The 13,631-nt window shown below is 53.6% G+C and carries 14 protein-coding genes and 1 other annotated feature; of the genes, 6 read left to right on the forward strand and 8 right to left on the reverse strand.

Annotated elements, in window-relative coordinates:
* Positions 1 to 3: 3 nt before the first annotated feature.
* The 4 genes from AB6V08_RS15425 to AB6V08_RS15440 form a co-directional block, all read right to left on the reverse strand.
* Complete coding sequence (locus AB6V08_RS15425) at positions 4 to 489, reverse strand: OmpA family protein (RefSeq protein ID WP_368543704.1); 486 nt, start codon at positions 487 to 489, stop codon at positions 4 to 6.
* A 13-nt stretch (positions 490 to 502) separates the two neighbouring features.
* On the reverse strand, positions 503 to 1,723 hold the full coding sequence (gene dgcN / locus AB6V08_RS15430; protein ID WP_368543705.1) for a diguanylate cyclase DgcN: 1,221 nt from the start codon (positions 1,721 to 1,723) through the stop codon (positions 503 to 505).
* Positions 1,716 to 2,204 carry a YfiR family protein gene (locus AB6V08_RS15435; protein ID WP_368543706.1) on the reverse strand — a complete coding sequence of 163 codons (489 nt, stop codon included), beginning with the start codon at positions 2,202 to 2,204 and terminating at the stop codon, positions 1,716 to 1,718. The genes dgcN and AB6V08_RS15435 overlap by 8 nt, the downstream gene beginning before the upstream one ends.
* Before the next feature lie 200 nt (positions 2,205 to 2,404).
* Positions 2,405 to 2,779 carry a DUF2799 domain-containing protein gene (locus AB6V08_RS15440; protein ID WP_368543707.1) on the reverse strand — a complete coding sequence of 125 codons (375 nt, stop codon included), beginning with the start codon at positions 2,777 to 2,779 and terminating at the stop codon, positions 2,405 to 2,407.
* Positions 2,780 to 2,993: 214 nt separating this feature from the next.
* Here AB6V08_RS15440 and aroF point away from each other — a divergent pair, with 214 nt between their 5' ends.
* Genes aroF through AB6V08_RS15455 form a run of 3 tightly spaced genes read left to right on the forward strand, consistent with a single transcriptional unit; the run spans position 2,994 to position 6,129 of the window.
* The gene (aroF, locus tag AB6V08_RS15445; protein WP_014832942.1) at positions 2,994 to 4,064 is read left to right on the forward strand and encodes a 3-deoxy-7-phosphoheptulonate synthase AroF; all 1,071 of its coding nucleotides are present in this window, start codon (positions 2,994 to 2,996) and stop codon (positions 4,062 to 4,064) included.
* 10 nt (positions 4,065 to 4,074) lie between these two features.
* A complete protein-coding gene (gene tyrA, locus AB6V08_RS15450) occupies positions 4,075 to 5,196 on the forward strand; it encodes a bifunctional chorismate mutase/prephenate dehydrogenase (RefSeq protein WP_368543708.1) in 1,122 nt (373 codons plus the stop codon).
* Positions 5,197 to 5,256: 60 nt separating this feature from the next.
* On the forward strand, positions 5,257 to 6,129 hold the full coding sequence (locus AB6V08_RS15455; RefSeq protein ID WP_368543709.1) for an SMP-30/gluconolactonase/LRE family protein: 873 nt from the start codon (positions 5,257 to 5,259) through the stop codon (positions 6,127 to 6,129).
* On the opposite strand, the gene pheA is transcribed toward AB6V08_RS15455, so the two are convergent.
* From pheA to bamD, 4 genes are all read right to left on the reverse strand, one after another.
* The gene (pheA, locus tag AB6V08_RS15460; protein ID WP_368543710.1) at positions 6,126 to 7,286 is read right to left on the reverse strand and encodes a bifunctional chorismate mutase/prephenate dehydratase; all 1,161 of its coding nucleotides are present in this window, start codon (positions 7,284 to 7,286) and stop codon (positions 6,126 to 6,128) included. The genes AB6V08_RS15455 and pheA overlap by 4 nt on opposite strands.
* 29 nt (positions 7,287 to 7,315) lie before the next feature.
* Positions 7,316 to 7,441: a sequence feature (Phe leader region), on the reverse strand.
* Positions 7,393 to 7,440, reverse strand: a complete 48-nt coding sequence (gene pheL, locus AB6V08_RS15465; RefSeq protein WP_100229775.1) for a pheA operon leader peptide PheL — start codon at positions 7,438 to 7,440, stop codon at positions 7,393 to 7,395. It overlaps the preceding feature by 48 nt.
* 103 nt (positions 7,442 to 7,544) lie before the next feature.
* A complete protein-coding gene (gene raiA / locus AB6V08_RS15470) occupies positions 7,545 to 7,886 on the reverse strand; it encodes a ribosome-associated translation inhibitor RaiA (protein ID WP_003863162.1) in 342 nt (113 codons plus the stop codon).
* Positions 7,887 to 8,155: 269 nt separating this feature from the next.
* Positions 8,156 to 8,893: an outer membrane protein assembly factor BamD gene (gene bamD / locus AB6V08_RS15475; protein ID WP_368543711.1), complete on the reverse strand. Its 738-nt coding sequence runs from the start codon at positions 8,891 to 8,893 to the stop codon at positions 8,156 to 8,158.
* A 131-nt stretch (positions 8,894 to 9,024) separates the two neighbouring features.
* Here bamD and rluD point away from each other — a divergent pair, with 131 nt between their 5' ends.
* The 3 genes from rluD to clpB all read left to right on the forward strand — a co-directional run bounded on the left by rluD (position 9,025) and on the right by clpB (position 13,436).
* The gene (gene rluD, locus AB6V08_RS15480) at positions 9,025 to 10,005 is read left to right on the forward strand and encodes a 23S rRNA pseudouridine(1911/1915/1917) synthase RluD (RefSeq protein WP_368543712.1); all 981 of its coding nucleotides are present in this window, start codon (positions 9,025 to 9,027) and stop codon (positions 10,003 to 10,005) included.
* The gene (yfiH, locus tag AB6V08_RS15485; protein WP_368543713.1) at positions 10,002 to 10,733 is read left to right on the forward strand and encodes a purine nucleoside phosphorylase YfiH; all 732 of its coding nucleotides are present in this window, start codon (positions 10,002 to 10,004) and stop codon (positions 10,731 to 10,733) included. The genes rluD and yfiH overlap by 4 nt, the downstream gene beginning before the upstream one ends.
* 129 nt (positions 10,734 to 10,862) lie before the next feature.
* Complete coding sequence (gene clpB, locus AB6V08_RS15490) at positions 10,863 to 13,436, forward strand: ATP-dependent chaperone ClpB (RefSeq protein ID WP_368543714.1); 2,574 nt, start codon at positions 10,863 to 10,865, stop codon at positions 13,434 to 13,436.
* Positions 13,437 to 13,631 lie beyond the last annotated feature (195 nt).

Below are 13,631 nucleotides of genomic sequence, written 5' to 3' on the forward strand. Positions count from 1 at the left end.
GCCTTAGGGCGTGCTGATGACCACCGCGACGCGGCGGTTTTCGGCACGTCCCTGCGAGGTGCTGTTGCTGGCGACAGGATATTTTTTGCCTAACCCCTGGGTAGTGAGATTGCTGCGCGGGATTTTTGCCCCCGCGGCCCAGGTGTCGGCAACAACGTTTGCACGCTTCAGCGACAGCGCTTCGTTGTAGCTGTCCTCCCCGTAGTTATCCGTGTGTCCGTCCATGCGGGCGTGGGTCAGGCCGGTCGCGGCAAGGCGGATGGCCATTGTCTCGATCTCTTTTGCGCTTTCCGGGCGCAGCTGGGCTTCATTTTTCCCGAACAGAATGGTGTCAGAAAGCCCCAGCGACCAGTCGCCATTCATTTCGTTAAAGCCATAAGATTTCATGGCGGCGATTTGCTCGGCGGTGAATTTTCCCTGTGGCGGCGTCTGGCAGCCTGCCAGAACCATTGACGCCAGTACGAACGGCGCGAGGTATCGCTTTAACATATCGTCTTCCTTTCTAGGATATTGTTTTGGAACGCTGGTTTTTAACGATGTACATGTTGCGGTCGGCTTGCTCCAGCAATGTTTCCATTGAGGTATTTTCCCACGCCAGAGCAAAGCCAATGCTGAGTGACATCGACGCTGTGTGCCCGTTATGCAGATCGAACGGGCGGATAAACTGCTGCGCAAGCGCAGCACAAATGTGTTGAACATCCGTCTCGGAATGGACGCCGTATAAGATCATCGCGAATTCATCGCCCCCAAGACGGTAGGACTGATGGCGCTTTTCACCAAATTCCACCATTCTGCTCGCGACTTCAATGAGCACGCAGTCGCCCGCGGCATGTCCCCAGGTATCGTTGATAAACTTGAAGTTATCGCCGTCCAGGAAAAGCAGGGCGGAGTTCATTTTGGCGGAAGTATCATTCATCAGCGCCGCAATGCTATTGCGAAACGCCGCGCGGTTAGCCAGCCCGGTTAGCGGGTCGTGCATCGCCGTGCGCAGAAGCTGCGCGTTTTTAGCCTGCAGCTTAAGCTGCCACTCTTCCATTTCGTCCAGCAGGCTGTTGAAGTCTTCCCCGAATCGGTGGAATTCTTCTATCTTCCCTTCCTTAACCCGGCGCGAGAAGTTGCGGTTGGAGCGCACGTCGTGCACAACGTCGGTGATATTTTGCATGGCTGCAACCATGCCCTGATGCAGGGAGCGGGTAATGGTCAGGGCAACCACGGAAGCAAACAGAATGCAGCCCGTCAGAACGGCAAACGACATCCAGATGAAATGGCTGATAAGGCTGTCGCGAGCGGTCAGGCGGATTTCACCGATCGCGTTGCCGTTGTGCATTACGGGCTGCGAGACAGGCGTGGGGAACAGCCAGCGGCTGATCAGCGTGCCGAGCGTATCCGTATTGTCCTCAGGGTTCCACGACCAGTAAGCGAAGCGCTTTTTGTGCACGTTAAGGACTTCCGCCACCGCAAATTGCCCCTGTTTACCGAGAGTCGCGAGCGTTTCATTGGCGGCCTGTGGATCGTTAAAGACGAGCGAGGCTTCCAGACTGTGGCTCATGGTCGCGCCCGTTAATTCGAGATTTTTTTGTGCATATTGTTTTAGCGTCACAACGGAAGCAAAACACAATAATAACCATATAAGTGTCATTGTTATTATGACGCTTATCATGCTGATACGCCGTAGCGTTCTTTTAAACGTCGGGCGTGGTGTTGAAGTGAAATCCTTATTCATGCTTCGTATTCCGTGCCAGCATTAATACATCCGGATTAACTCTGACTCCGCTACGTGAGAGAGCATCCAGATTTGCGGAAAATCTAACGCGTTGATTTTCAATTATCAGGCAAAATGCGCTGCCAATAACACATTCCGGGTTTTGCTCAGCGATTAATAGCAAGGGTTTACCCTGGAATTTACTAATTAATTCAAGTTGATTCGCAGGCGATTCAGCGCCGAAATAAATTGCGTCACAGGTCGCTGATAATGCTTCCTGGTGATTGTGAACGATAACCGGCGTATAGGTTAACGGGGGTTGCGCATCCTCACTACCGAGCGCTTGCGTAAAGCGCGACGTGGCAAATATACAGAGTTTTGGGGGGCCGGAAAGCGCTGGCCATCGGGTATAGCTCACGATACCCGATACAATAGAGCGCACCGATTTATCCGTTTCCGTTAGCGCACCGGCGGTGACTGAGCCCGCGATAAGAAACAGCATCAACGCCAGAGTGAGTCGGTAAAAAGAGATCAAGAATGAATTCTCACCAGAATCTGCCGTGCCGCTCTGGAATTAGATGTCCTTAAGAGTTGTCGGCAGAATACCATTGTTTATCAGAGCCGTCATTATGTCCGAAATGCAATTGAAATGACTTAAGTTAAATCTTACAGTTGAATTTATTGTAGAGCTAAAAGAGTAAATCAATTAAGTCTGCTGGCGCTCATGCTTTCATCCATCCCTTGTTGCCAGGCTTCATGCAGTTTGGCTGCATTTTCCACGGTATCGCAGCTTGCGGGGAATGATTTTCCGGCTAATCCCCATGCGTGAATAAAGCCTTCTTCACATACTTTCTTCTGACCATCGGCATATCCTCGGAGATATTCACCGCGATCGACATTCGGATCGTTGAAATTATCGGCCAGCGCCTGGTTATCTTTAACGGGCAGGCCATTCATAGCGTCTTCTTTTCCCGCATCGAACCAGCTCGGGCTTGTCCAGTCAGGCTGAAAGGTATAGGGATTGATTTGGCAACCGGATAAAAGCAGAGCCAACAGCGCAAAACGGGTTGTACGCATAGACATTCTCCTTTTTTTATCAGCATAGCCTGGCGGATGAAAAGGTGAGTGTAATTTTAACTTTACGAATTAATCGGCTATATTTTGCATTAAATTCACTGTTGTAAATTAATGTTTACGTATTTTGGATTGAAATCTTTACTTGGTGTGGTATCGTTGTTCCACCTCAGAGAGGAAACCCACTATCGCAAACGAGCATTACAGGATCGCAATCATGCAAAAAGACGCGCTGAACAACGTACATATCACTGACGAACAGGTATTAATCACTCCGGATCAGCTGAAAGCCGAATTCCCGCTGAGCGTGGCGCAAGAAGCGCAAATTGAGCACTCGCGTCAGACCATTTCTGACATCATCGCCGGGCGCGATCCGCGTCTGCTGGTGGTGTGTGGCCCATGCTCGATTCACGATCCTGAAACCGCCATTGAATATGCCCGTCGATTTAAAGCATTAGCGGAGGAGGTCAGCGATAGCCTCTACCTCGTAATGCGCGTCTATTTTGAAAAGCCACGTACCACCGTCGGCTGGAAAGGGTTGATTAACGATCCGCACATGGATGGCTCGTTTGATGTGGAAGCCGGCCTGAAGATTGCGCGTCGTCTGCTGGTGGAGTTGGTCAGCATGGGGCTGCCGCTGGCAACCGAAGCTTTAGATCCTAACAGCCCGCAGTACCTGGGCGATCTGTTTAGCTGGTCCGCGATTGGCGCGCGCACCACCGAGTCACAAACTCACCGTGAGATGGCGTCCGGCCTGTCGATGCCCGTTGGTTTTAAAAACGGAACCGACGGCAGCCTGGCAACGGCAATCAACGCCATGCGCGCCGCCGCCATGCCGCACCGCTTTGTGGGTATCAACCAGGCGGGCCAGGTTTGCCTGCTGCAAACCCAGGGTAATCCGGACGGTCATGTCATCCTGCGCGGCGGTAAAGCCCCTAACTACAGCCCGGCAGACGTCGCGCAGTGTGAAAAAGAGATGGAACAGGCGGGACTGCGCCCGGCTCTGATGGTAGATTGCAGCCATGGTAACTCCAATAAAGATTACCGTCGTCAGCCTGCGGTTGCGGAATCTGTGGTTGCACAGATCAAAGATGGCAATCGTTCTATTATCGGTCTGATGATTGAGAGCAACATTCACGAAGGCAATCAATCATCTGAACAACCGCGCAGCGCCATGAAGCACGGCGTATCCGTTACGGATGCCTGCATCAGCTGGGAAACCACCGATGCACTGCTGCGTGAGATCCATAAAGATTTAAACGGCCAGCTGGCGACGCGTCTGGCTTAAGAGGTTAGTTATGGTTGCTGAATTGACCGCGCTGCGCGATCAAATTGATGAAGTAGATAAAGCATTGCTGGATTTGCTGGCGCGCCGTATGTCCCTCGTCGCCGAAGTGGGCGAGGTGAAAAGCAAATATGGTTTGCCGATTTATGTCCCGGAGCGCGAAGCCTCTATGCTCGCGTCCCGGCGTAAAGAGGCGCAGGCGCTGGGCGTTTCTCCTGATTTAATTGAGGATGTGCTGCGCCGCGTGATGCGCGAATCCTATTCCAGCGAAAACGACAAAGGGTTCAAAACCCTTTGTCCTGCGCTGCGCCCGGTGGTGATTGTGGGCGGCGCCGGCCAAATGGGGCGTCTGTTTGAGAAGATGCTGGCACTTTCCGGCTATCAGGTGCGCATTCTGGAAAAAGAGGACTGGGCTCGCGCACCGGAACTGATGAAGGATGCGGGCATGGTGATCGTCAGCGTGCCGATCCACGTTACGGAACAGATCATCGCGAAACTTCCGCCTCTGCCAGAGGACTGTATTCTGGTCGACCTGGCCTCGGTGAAGAATGGCCCGCTGCAGGCGATGCTGGCGGCGCACACAGGCCCGGTACTGGGTCTGCACCCGATGTTTGGCCCGGACAGCGGCAGCCTTGCCAAGCAGGTGGTTGTCTACTGTGATGGTCGCCAGCCAGAAGCCTACCAGTGGTTCCTGGAACAGATTCAGGTATGGGGTGCGCGGCTGCACCGCATCAGCGCGGTTGAGCACGACCAGAACATGGCGTTCATTCAGGCGCTGCGCCACTTCGCAACCTTTGCCTACGGTCTGCATCTGGCCGAAGAGAACGTCCAGCTTGAGCAGCTGCTGGCGCTTTCATCACCGATCTACCGTCTGGAGCTGGCGATGGTTGGGCGCCTGTTTGCTCAGGATCCGCAGCTTTATGCGGACATTATTATGTCGTCTGAGAACAACCTGGCGCTTATCAAACGTTACTACCAGCGATTTGGGGAGGCGATCACCCTGCTGGAGCACGGCGATAAGCAGGCCTTTATCGACAGCTTCCGGAAAGTCGAACACTGGTTTGGCGATTACGCCCAGCGCTTCCAGAGCGAAAGCCGCACGCTGTTGCGTCAGGCAAATGACAGTCGCCAGTAATGCGATGATGTATATACTAAAAGCCAGCTATGCTGGCTTTTTTCATTATGGGGAACGGACATGCCTGAACCGAAGCTGCTGTTGAACTACACCGGGAACTTGCCGGAATGCCCGACCTGGAGCGCAGAAGAAAATGCCCTTTACTGGGCCGATATCCTGGAAGGGGAGATCCACCGCTACCATCTGCCAACGGCGGAGCACAGCGTTTTGTCCTTTCACGAAGAGGTAGGCTGCTTTGCCCTGCGCGAGCGCGGCGGGTTTATCGTCGCCATGCGCAACGCTGTCTGGCTGACGGATAAGCACGGCCTGCTTCAGCGCAAGGTGTGCGATAACCCATCGAACCCGCAGCTTGCGCGTTTTAACGACGGCGGGACCGATTTTCTGGGACGCTTTTACGCGGGAACGTTCTGGAGCCCGGGGGATTACAACGGCGCAATGCTGATGCGAATCGACACCGACCTGACGCCGAAGGTGATCCAGTGTGATATCCACGGGCATAACGGCCTGGCGTTCAGCCCGGATCGGCAGTGGATGTTCACCTCTGATACCCCTAACGGCGTTATCTACCGCACACCGCTGGATGCCCAGGGCGAGCCGGGTCAACGGCAGATCTTTCATCGATTTGAGGAAGGGGAGGGCATTCCTGACGGCGCCGCAATGGACGTTGAAGGGTGCTACTGGAGCGCGCTGTTTGACGGCTGGCGCGTTGCGCGGTTCTCACCGCAGGGCGAACAGCTGGAAGAGTATCGGCTGCCGGTGCGCTGCCCGACGATGGTCTGTTTCGGCGGCGAGGATATGAAAACGCTCTTTATTACCACCACGCGGGAAAATATGGATGAGGAAGAGCTGGCGGCATTCCCGCTCTCCGGCGCTATCTTCACCCTGCCAGTCAGCGTGGCAGGGATGAAGAAAAGCCGCTTTATCGAAGGTTAAGCCGGGTCTACCGGAACCACGTTCTCGCTCGGATAGCAGCCCAGCACCTTCATGGAGCGGGTGATCTCGCCCAGTTCACGTAAGGCTTTCTGCATGGACGCAGATTCCAGATTGGCCTGAATATCCAGATAGAACATCTCTTCCCACGGGTTGCCGTGGATAGGGCGTGATTCCAGTTTGGTCATGATCAGGTTGTGGTTACGCAGCACCAGAAGGGCCTCAACCAGGGCGCCTGCCTGCTGGCCGGTTGCCATCAGCAGCGTGGTTTTTGCCGGAACCTGGTCAGACACATCAATGGCCTTGCGCGCCAGAACGATAAAGCGCGTGATGTTTTGCGTCTGATTCGCCAGGTTGCGCTCCAGCACCTGCAGCCCATACAGCGCGCCGCCGGCCTCGCTGCCCAGAGCGGCAACGGTCGGGGAATTGGCCTGCGCGACTTTCTCCATCGCGGCAGAGGTACTTTCGGTGTACTCAATTTTCCAGTTCGGATAGCGGTTCAGGAACTGGCTGCACTGCTGGAACGGCTGCGGATGGCTGTATACCGTTTCAATTTTCGACAGGTCGGTTGAGCCTGAAACCAGCACGCAGTGGTCGATAGGGATCGTCATCTCGCCAACCAGCGACAGGGTGGTGTGCTGGAGCAGATCGTAAACGTCGTTAATCGCGCCGGAACTGGTGTTCTCAATCGGCACCACGGCGTAATCGGCCTGACCGGTTTCCACCTGGTTGAAGATATCGGCAAACTTCGCGCAGCCGCTCTCGATAAACTCTTCAAAGTGGCGCGCCGCGTACTGACGAGCCGCGAGGTGCGAATATGAGCCTTTAGGGCCCAGGAACGCGATACGGGCAGAGTGAGGATTGGTTTTGTTCAGGTGCTGCTGGAGCAGCGCTTGCTGGGTCAGAACAGAGTCTTCAATGATGAGCTGGAACAGGCGGGTGATGTAATGGGCATCAAGATGGTGCGCTTTGCCGAGCTGAATCAGGCGCTCCAGCAGGTCGCGCTCGCGGTCGATATCGCGAACAGGGCGATGGGAGTCCAGCTTGGCTTTGCCCACCTCAATCGCAAGCGCGCGGCGTTCCGCCAGCAGCGCCAGTAACTTCTCATCCAGCGCGCTAATTTTTACGCGTAAATCCAGTAACGGGTTTTCCGGTGTCATAGTGTTGCCTGTCTCATTTATCGTTATCAATAAAAAAGGCCCCCCGGTTTGGGAGGCCTTGTTGTTCGTCTTCGCATTCTTTATCACACGACGAAACGCCTCCCATTCAGGGGAAGGTAAAAAAGAATGCGAAGAAAAACGGCGTTTGTTTCATGGAGTCATCCTGTGGTTGATACCGTTAAAGTACCCGTACTGTTTTCACCCTGTCAATAAAAAACGCGCCCGGAGGCGCGTTGGCGGTACACTCAATTTAAAGGATTACTCTTCTTCAACTTCTTCCGCGAAGCTGGCGTCTTTCACCGAGGTTGCGGCGCGACGTGCTTCACCTTTGTGTTGCACTTTATTGAGCTGCCGTTCCAGCTTGTTGATCAAATCGTTAATTGCGGTGTACATATCCTCATGTTTAGCGCTGGCGACCAGATGGCCGTTAGGAGTATTGATAGTTGCGTCAGCGATAAAACCCTGCGGCTCCTTGGACAGAATGATATGTGGGTTAATCAAATGAGTTTGCCATTTATCCAGTTTGGCTAGACGGTCTGCGACGTGCTGGCGAATTGCCGGAGTAATTTCCATTTGTTTACTGGTAATGTTCATTGTCATAAATTTTACCTCTTGTCTTTCCGTCTTGGTGATTCCAGCATACCTGTCCTAATGTCAAAATGTGTGATTTAGATCACGTTATTTTGTCGGTTTTTGTCAGGGAATCTTTTTTGTGAGGCAGGGCAGGTAGAGGTGATTTTTACCTTGTCGAACTCAAGAATTGCGGTCATAGTTGATGGGATGCGTTGGAGCTAAACCGCTTCAGCTAGCGACAGAAATGCATAAAAAAACGGCAGCCCTCGGGCTGCCGTTTTGCTTTCTAGGTCGTATCAGGTGTTGCTGCTGTTGGCCGCGATAATTTTCGCGACTTTTTCAGCCTGTGCGTTCATCTGCATCTGACGGTAAGCGTTCTCCATCAGCTTCAGACTATCGCGAGTAGCCTGCGTGTCCGGGTAATCGCGAAGCATACCTTCGACACGGTTTACCACGGCAACCCATGCTCCACGGCGGGTATAGTATTCCGCTACGGAGTATTCATATTTCGCCAGACGGTCTTTCAGGAACACCAGACGTTTGCTCGCATCGGTCACGTACTGGCTGTTCGGATAGCCGCGCACCAGCTTGGAGAAGTCGTTGAAAGCGTCACGCGCATGTTGAGGATCGCGATCAGAACGGTCTACGCCGAAGAAGCCCTGCAGCGCGCTATCATCCAGCGCCATGTTGGTCAGTCCGCGCATATACATGACATAATCAATGTTAGGATGAGTCGGATTCAGACGCATGAAGCGGTCAATCGTTGCCTGAGCCAGCGGCAGATCGGCATTTTTATAGTAAGCGTAGATAAGATCTAACTGGACTTGCTGCGAATACGGGCCAAATGGATAGCGGTTATCCAGCGCTTCCAGTTGCGTTATTGCCTGTTTCCAGTTACCGTCCTGCAACTTTTGTTGTGCAGTCGCGTATATTTCATTCGGCGGATTGTCAGGGACCTGTTCATTTGAACCGGAGCAGCCCACCAAAGCCAGGCTCAACGTGGCCGCTGCCACCAGATATTTCATGCGCGTCATGACGTTTTGACTTTCCTCAAATGTTTGTCCGGGAGAATCTCTGTTCCTGCTCCCGATTAAGACCAGCTACAATAGCACACTATATTAAACGGCAAAGCCGTAAAACCCAACGTTAAACGAAGAAGCAGTTTATGGCACAACGAGTAGAACTCACCGCAACAGTCTCCGAAAATCAGCTCGGTCAACGCTTAGATCAGGCTTTGGCCGAATTGTTCCCTGATTATTCGCGTTCACGTATAAAAGAATGGATCCTCGACCAGCGCGTGCTGGTTAACGGTAAAGTCTGGGACAAACCGAAAGAGAAAGTGTTTGGCGGAGAAGCCGTCGCCATCAATGCTGAAATCGAAGAAGAAATGCGCTTCGAACCGCAGGATATCCCACTGGAAATTGTCTATGAAGATGACGACATTCTGGTGATCAACAAGCCACGCGACCTGGTTGTTCATCCGGGCGCAGGGAATCCTGATGGCACGGTGCTGAACGCGTTACTTCATTATTACCCACCGATTGCTGACGTGCCGCGCGCCGGTATCGTTCACCGTCTGGATAAAGACACGACGGGCCTGATGGTGGTGGCGAAAACCGTTCCCGCTCAGACGCGTCTGGTGGAGTCCTTGCAGCTGCGCGAAATCACCCGTGAATACGAAGCTGTCGCAATCGGTCACATGACCGCGGGCGGCACGGTTGACGAGCCAATCAGCCGTCACCCAACCAAACGTACCCATATGTCGGTGCACCCAATGGGCAAACCGGCGGTGACGCACTACCGCATTATGGAGCACTTCCGTATCCATACGCGCCTGCGTCTGCGTCTTGAAACGGGTCGTACTCACCAGATCCGCGTTCACATGGCCCACATTACCCATCCGCTGGTGGGTGACCAGGTTTACGGTGGACGCCCGCGCCCGCCAAAGGGTGCGTCTGAAGAGTTCATCAGCGTACTGCGTAAATTTGACCGTCAGGCGCTGCACGCAACAATGCTGCGCTTGTATCACCCAATCACCGGCATTCAGATGGAATGGCACGCGCCTATCCCACAGGATATGGTTGAGCTTATCGAAGCCCTGCGCGCTGATTTTGAAGAGCACAAGGAGCAAGTGGACTGGTTATGACCAAACTGATTGTCCCGGAGTGGCCGCTGCCCGCTGGCGTGGCCGCCTGTAGTTCGACCCGTATCGGCGGAATAAGCCAGGGGGCGTGGGAGTCTTTAAATCTCGGCGCGCACTGTGGCGATGTTCTCGAACACGTAGAGGAAAACCGCAAGCGCATGTTTGCGGCTGGAAACCTGCCGTCGAAACCGGTCTGGCTGGAACAGGTTCATGGCAAAGAGGTTCTGAAGCTAACGGGGGAACCCTATGATTCCAAACGCGCGGACGCCTCTTACAGCAATACTCCCGGGACAGTTTGTGCCGTCATGACCGCCGACTGCCTGCCCGTGCTTTTCTGCAATCAGGCCGGAACCGAAGTCGCTGCTGCACACGCGGGGTGGCGAGGATTATGTGAAGGCGTCCTGGAAGAGACAATTTCCTGCTTCGAAGATAGCCCTGCGAACATTATCGCCTGGCTTGGCCCGGCAATTGGCCCGCGCGCATTTGAGGTTGGGCCAGAGGTTCGTGACGCGTTTATGGCTAAAGATCCGCAGGCCGCCAGCGCTTTCATGCCATCAGGTGAAAAATATCTGGCTAATATTTACCAGCTTGCAAGACAGCGTCTTAATCGCGCTGGTATCACGCAGATCTTCGGGGGCGATCGCTGTACGTTCACCGAAAAGGGTGATTTTTTCTCTTATCGCCGCGACAAGGTCACGGGCCGTATGGCAAGTTTCATTTGGCTGATATAACCTAAAGAATCAAGACGATCCGGCACGTGCCGTTTTCTTTTCACATAATTCTGGTCATTAACCTTGAATAATTGAGGGATGACCTCATTTAATCTCCAGTAGCAAATTTGACCTGTTATGGGAGGAGTTATGCGTCTGGATCGTCTTACTAATAAATTCCAGCTTGCTCTCGCCGATGCCCAGTCTCTCGCACTGGGGCACGACAACCAATTCATCGAACCTCTTCATTTAATGAGCGCCTTACTGAATCAGGAAGGGGGATCGGTACGTCCATTATTAACGTCCGCTGGCATTAATGCTGGCCAGCTGCGCACGGCCATCGATCAGGCTTTGAGCCGTTTACCGCAGGTCGAAGGGACCGGCGGTGATGTTCAGCCATCTCAGGATCTGGTCCGCGTGCTGAATCTTTGCGACAAGCTGGCGCAAAAACGTGGGGACAACTTTATTTCGTCAGAACTGTTTGTTCTGGCCGTTCTTGAATCACGCGGTACTTTGACCGACCTGCTGAAAACTGCCGGAGCAACAACCGCCAACGTGACTCAGGCGATTGAACAAATGCGCGGAGGTGAAAGCGTGAACGATCAGGGAGCCGAAGACCAACGTCAGGCGTTGAAAAAATTTACCGTCGATCTGACCGAGCGTGCCGAGCAGGGCAAACTCGATCCGGTTATCGGTCGTGATGAAGAAATTCGCCGCACCATTCAGGTGCTGCAGCGTCGTACCAAAAACAACCCGGTGCTTATCGGTGAGCCAGGCGTAGGTAAAACGGCCATCGTTGAAGGGTTGGCGCAGCGTATCGTTAACGGCGAAGTGCCGGAAGGGCTGAAAGGCCGTCGCGTACTGGCGCTGGACATGGGCGCGCTGGTGGCCGGTGCGAAATATCGCGGTGAGTTCGAAGAGCGCCTGAAAGGCGTGTTAAACGATCTGGCAAAACAGGAAGGCAACGTCATTCTGTTTATCGACGAACTGCACACGATGGTGGGGGCGGGTAAAGCCGACGGCGCGATGGATGCCGGGAACATGCTGAAACCTGCGCTGGCGCGCGGTGAGCTTCACTGCGTGGGCGCCACAACGCTCGATGAGTATCGTCAGTACATTGAAAAAGATGCTGCTCTGGAACGTCGTTTCCAGAAAGTGTTTGTCGCTGAACCGACGGTTGAAGACACCATCGCGATTTTGCGTGGTCTGAAAGAGCGCTATGAGCTGCACCACCACGTGCAGATCACCGATCCGGCGATTGTGGCCGCGGCAACGCTTTCGCACCGTTACATCGCCGATCGCCAGTTGCCTGACAAAGCCATCGACCTTATTGATGAAGCTGCATCAAGCATTCGTATGCAGATTGACTCGAAGCCGGAAGAGCTCGACAGACTCGATCGCCGAATCATTCAGCTCAAGCTGGAGCAGCAGGCTCTTAATAAAGAGTCAGATGAAGCGAGTAAAAAACGTCTGGATATGCTTAACGAAGAGCTGGAAGACAAAGAGCGCCAGTACTCTGAGTTAGAAGAAGAGTGGAAAGCCGAGAAAGCTTCCCTTTCTGGAACCCAGACCATTAAGGCTGAGCTTGAGCAGGCGAAGATCGCTATTGAACAGGCTCGTCGCGTCGGCGACCTGGGGCGCATGTCGGAACTTCAGTACGGTAAAATTCCAGAATTGGAAAAACAGTTAGAAGCCGCAACACAGGCAGAAGGCAAAACCATGCGTCTGCTGCGTAATAAAGTGACCGACGCAGAAATCGCGGAAGTGCTGGCGCGCTGGACCGGTATTCCTGTTGCCCGCATGATGGAAAGCGAGCGTGAGAAACTGCTGCGAATGGAGCAGGACCTGCACCGCCGTGTTATCGGTCAGGATGAAGCGGTTGAAGCCGTATCGAATGCGATCCGTCGTAGCCGCGCTGGTTTGTCCGATCCTAACCGTCCTATCGGCTCATTCCTGTTCCTTGGGCCTACCGGCGTGGGTAAAACAGAGCTCTGTAAAGCGCTTGCGAACTTTATGTTCGATAGCGACGATGCGATGATCCGTATCGACATGTCCGAGTTCATGGAGAAACACTCCGTGTCGCGGCTGGTGGGTGCGCCTCCGGGATATGTCGGTTATGAAGAGGGCGGATACCTGACGGAAGCCGTTCGTCGTCGTCCTTACTCCGTCATTCTTCTGGATGAGGTGGAGAAGGCGCATCCGGATGTGTTCAACATCCTGCTGCAGGTTCTGGACGATGGTCGACTCACCGACGGGCAGGGCAGAACGGTCGATTTCCGCAATACCGTGGTGATCATGACTTCTAACCTCGGTTCCGATTTGATTCAGGAACGTTTCGGCGAGCTGGATTACGGACACATGAAGGATCTGGTGCTGGGCGTTGTGAGCCAGAACTTCCGTCCTGAGTTCATTAACCGTATCGATGAAGTTGTCGTCTTCCACCCGCTGGGTGAAAAACACATTGCTTCTATCGCGCAGATCCAGCTGCAGCGTCTTTATAAACGTCTGGAAGAGCGTGGGTATGAAATCCACATCTCTGATGAAGCGCTGAAATTGCTGAGCGAAAATGGTTACGATCCGGTTTATGGTGCGCGTCCTCTGAAACGTGCTATCCAGCAGCAGATCGAAAACCCGCTGGCTCAGCAAATCCTCTCCGGCGAGCTGATTCCGGGGAAAGTAATTCGCCTGGAAGTGAACGACGACAAAATTGTGGCAGTGCAGTAAGTCACAAAACACCAAAAACGAGCCGCTTGCGGCTCGTTTTTGTTTAAAAACCAGGCAAAAATAGATGGTTGATGTGTGATTTGCCTGGAAAGTGAGCGGTCGGTAAATAATTTTCACTTTGTACTTGCAGGTTCGGAATTACCCCCTATAATGCGCCTCCACTGACACGGAACAACGGCAAACAAGCCGCCGGGT

The organism is Enterobacter soli (genome assembly GCF_964208575.1).
GTDB lineage: Bacteria > Pseudomonadota > Gammaproteobacteria > Enterobacterales > Enterobacteriaceae > Enterobacter > Enterobacter soli_A.

Coding starts and splice junctions, on each gene's coding strand:
- pheA (WP_368543710.1), bottom strand. CDS start 7,286: ATGACACCGGAAAACCCGTTACTGGATTTACGCGTAAAAATTAGCGCG.
- yfiH (WP_368543713.1), top strand. CDS start 10,002: ATGACCAAACTGATTGTCCCGGAGTGGCCGCTGCCCGCTGGCGTGGCC.
- raiA (WP_003863162.1), bottom strand. CDS start 7,886: ATGACAATGAACATTACCAGTAAACAAATGGAAATTACTCCGGCAATT.
- dgcN (WP_368543705.1), bottom strand. CDS start 1,723: ATGAATAAGGATTTCACTTCAACACCACGCCCGACGTTTAAAAGAACG.
- rluD (WP_368543712.1), top strand. CDS start 9,025: ATGGCACAACGAGTAGAACTCACCGCAACAGTCTCCGAAAATCAGCTC.
- AB6V08_RS15440 (WP_368543707.1), bottom strand. CDS start 2,779: ATGCGTACAACCCGTTTTGCGCTGTTGGCTCTGCTTTTATCCGGTTGC.
- clpB (WP_368543714.1), top strand. CDS start 10,863: ATGCGTCTGGATCGTCTTACTAATAAATTCCAGCTTGCTCTCGCCGAT.
- tyrA (WP_368543708.1), top strand. CDS start 4,075: ATGGTTGCTGAATTGACCGCGCTGCGCGATCAAATTGATGAAGTAGAT.
- bamD (WP_368543711.1), bottom strand. CDS start 8,893: ATGACGCGCATGAAATATCTGGTGGCAGCGGCCACGTTGAGCCTGGCT.
- AB6V08_RS15435 (WP_368543706.1), bottom strand. CDS start 2,204: ATGCTGTTTCTTATCGCGGGCTCAGTCACCGCCGGTGCGCTAACGGAA.
- aroF (WP_014832942.1), top strand. CDS start 2,994: ATGCAAAAAGACGCGCTGAACAACGTACATATCACTGACGAACAGGTA.
- AB6V08_RS15455 (WP_368543709.1), top strand. CDS start 5,257: ATGCCTGAACCGAAGCTGCTGTTGAACTACACCGGGAACTTGCCGGAA.
- AB6V08_RS15425 (WP_368543704.1), bottom strand. CDS start 489: ATGTTAAAGCGATACCTCGCGCCGTTCGTACTGGCGTCAATGGTTCTG.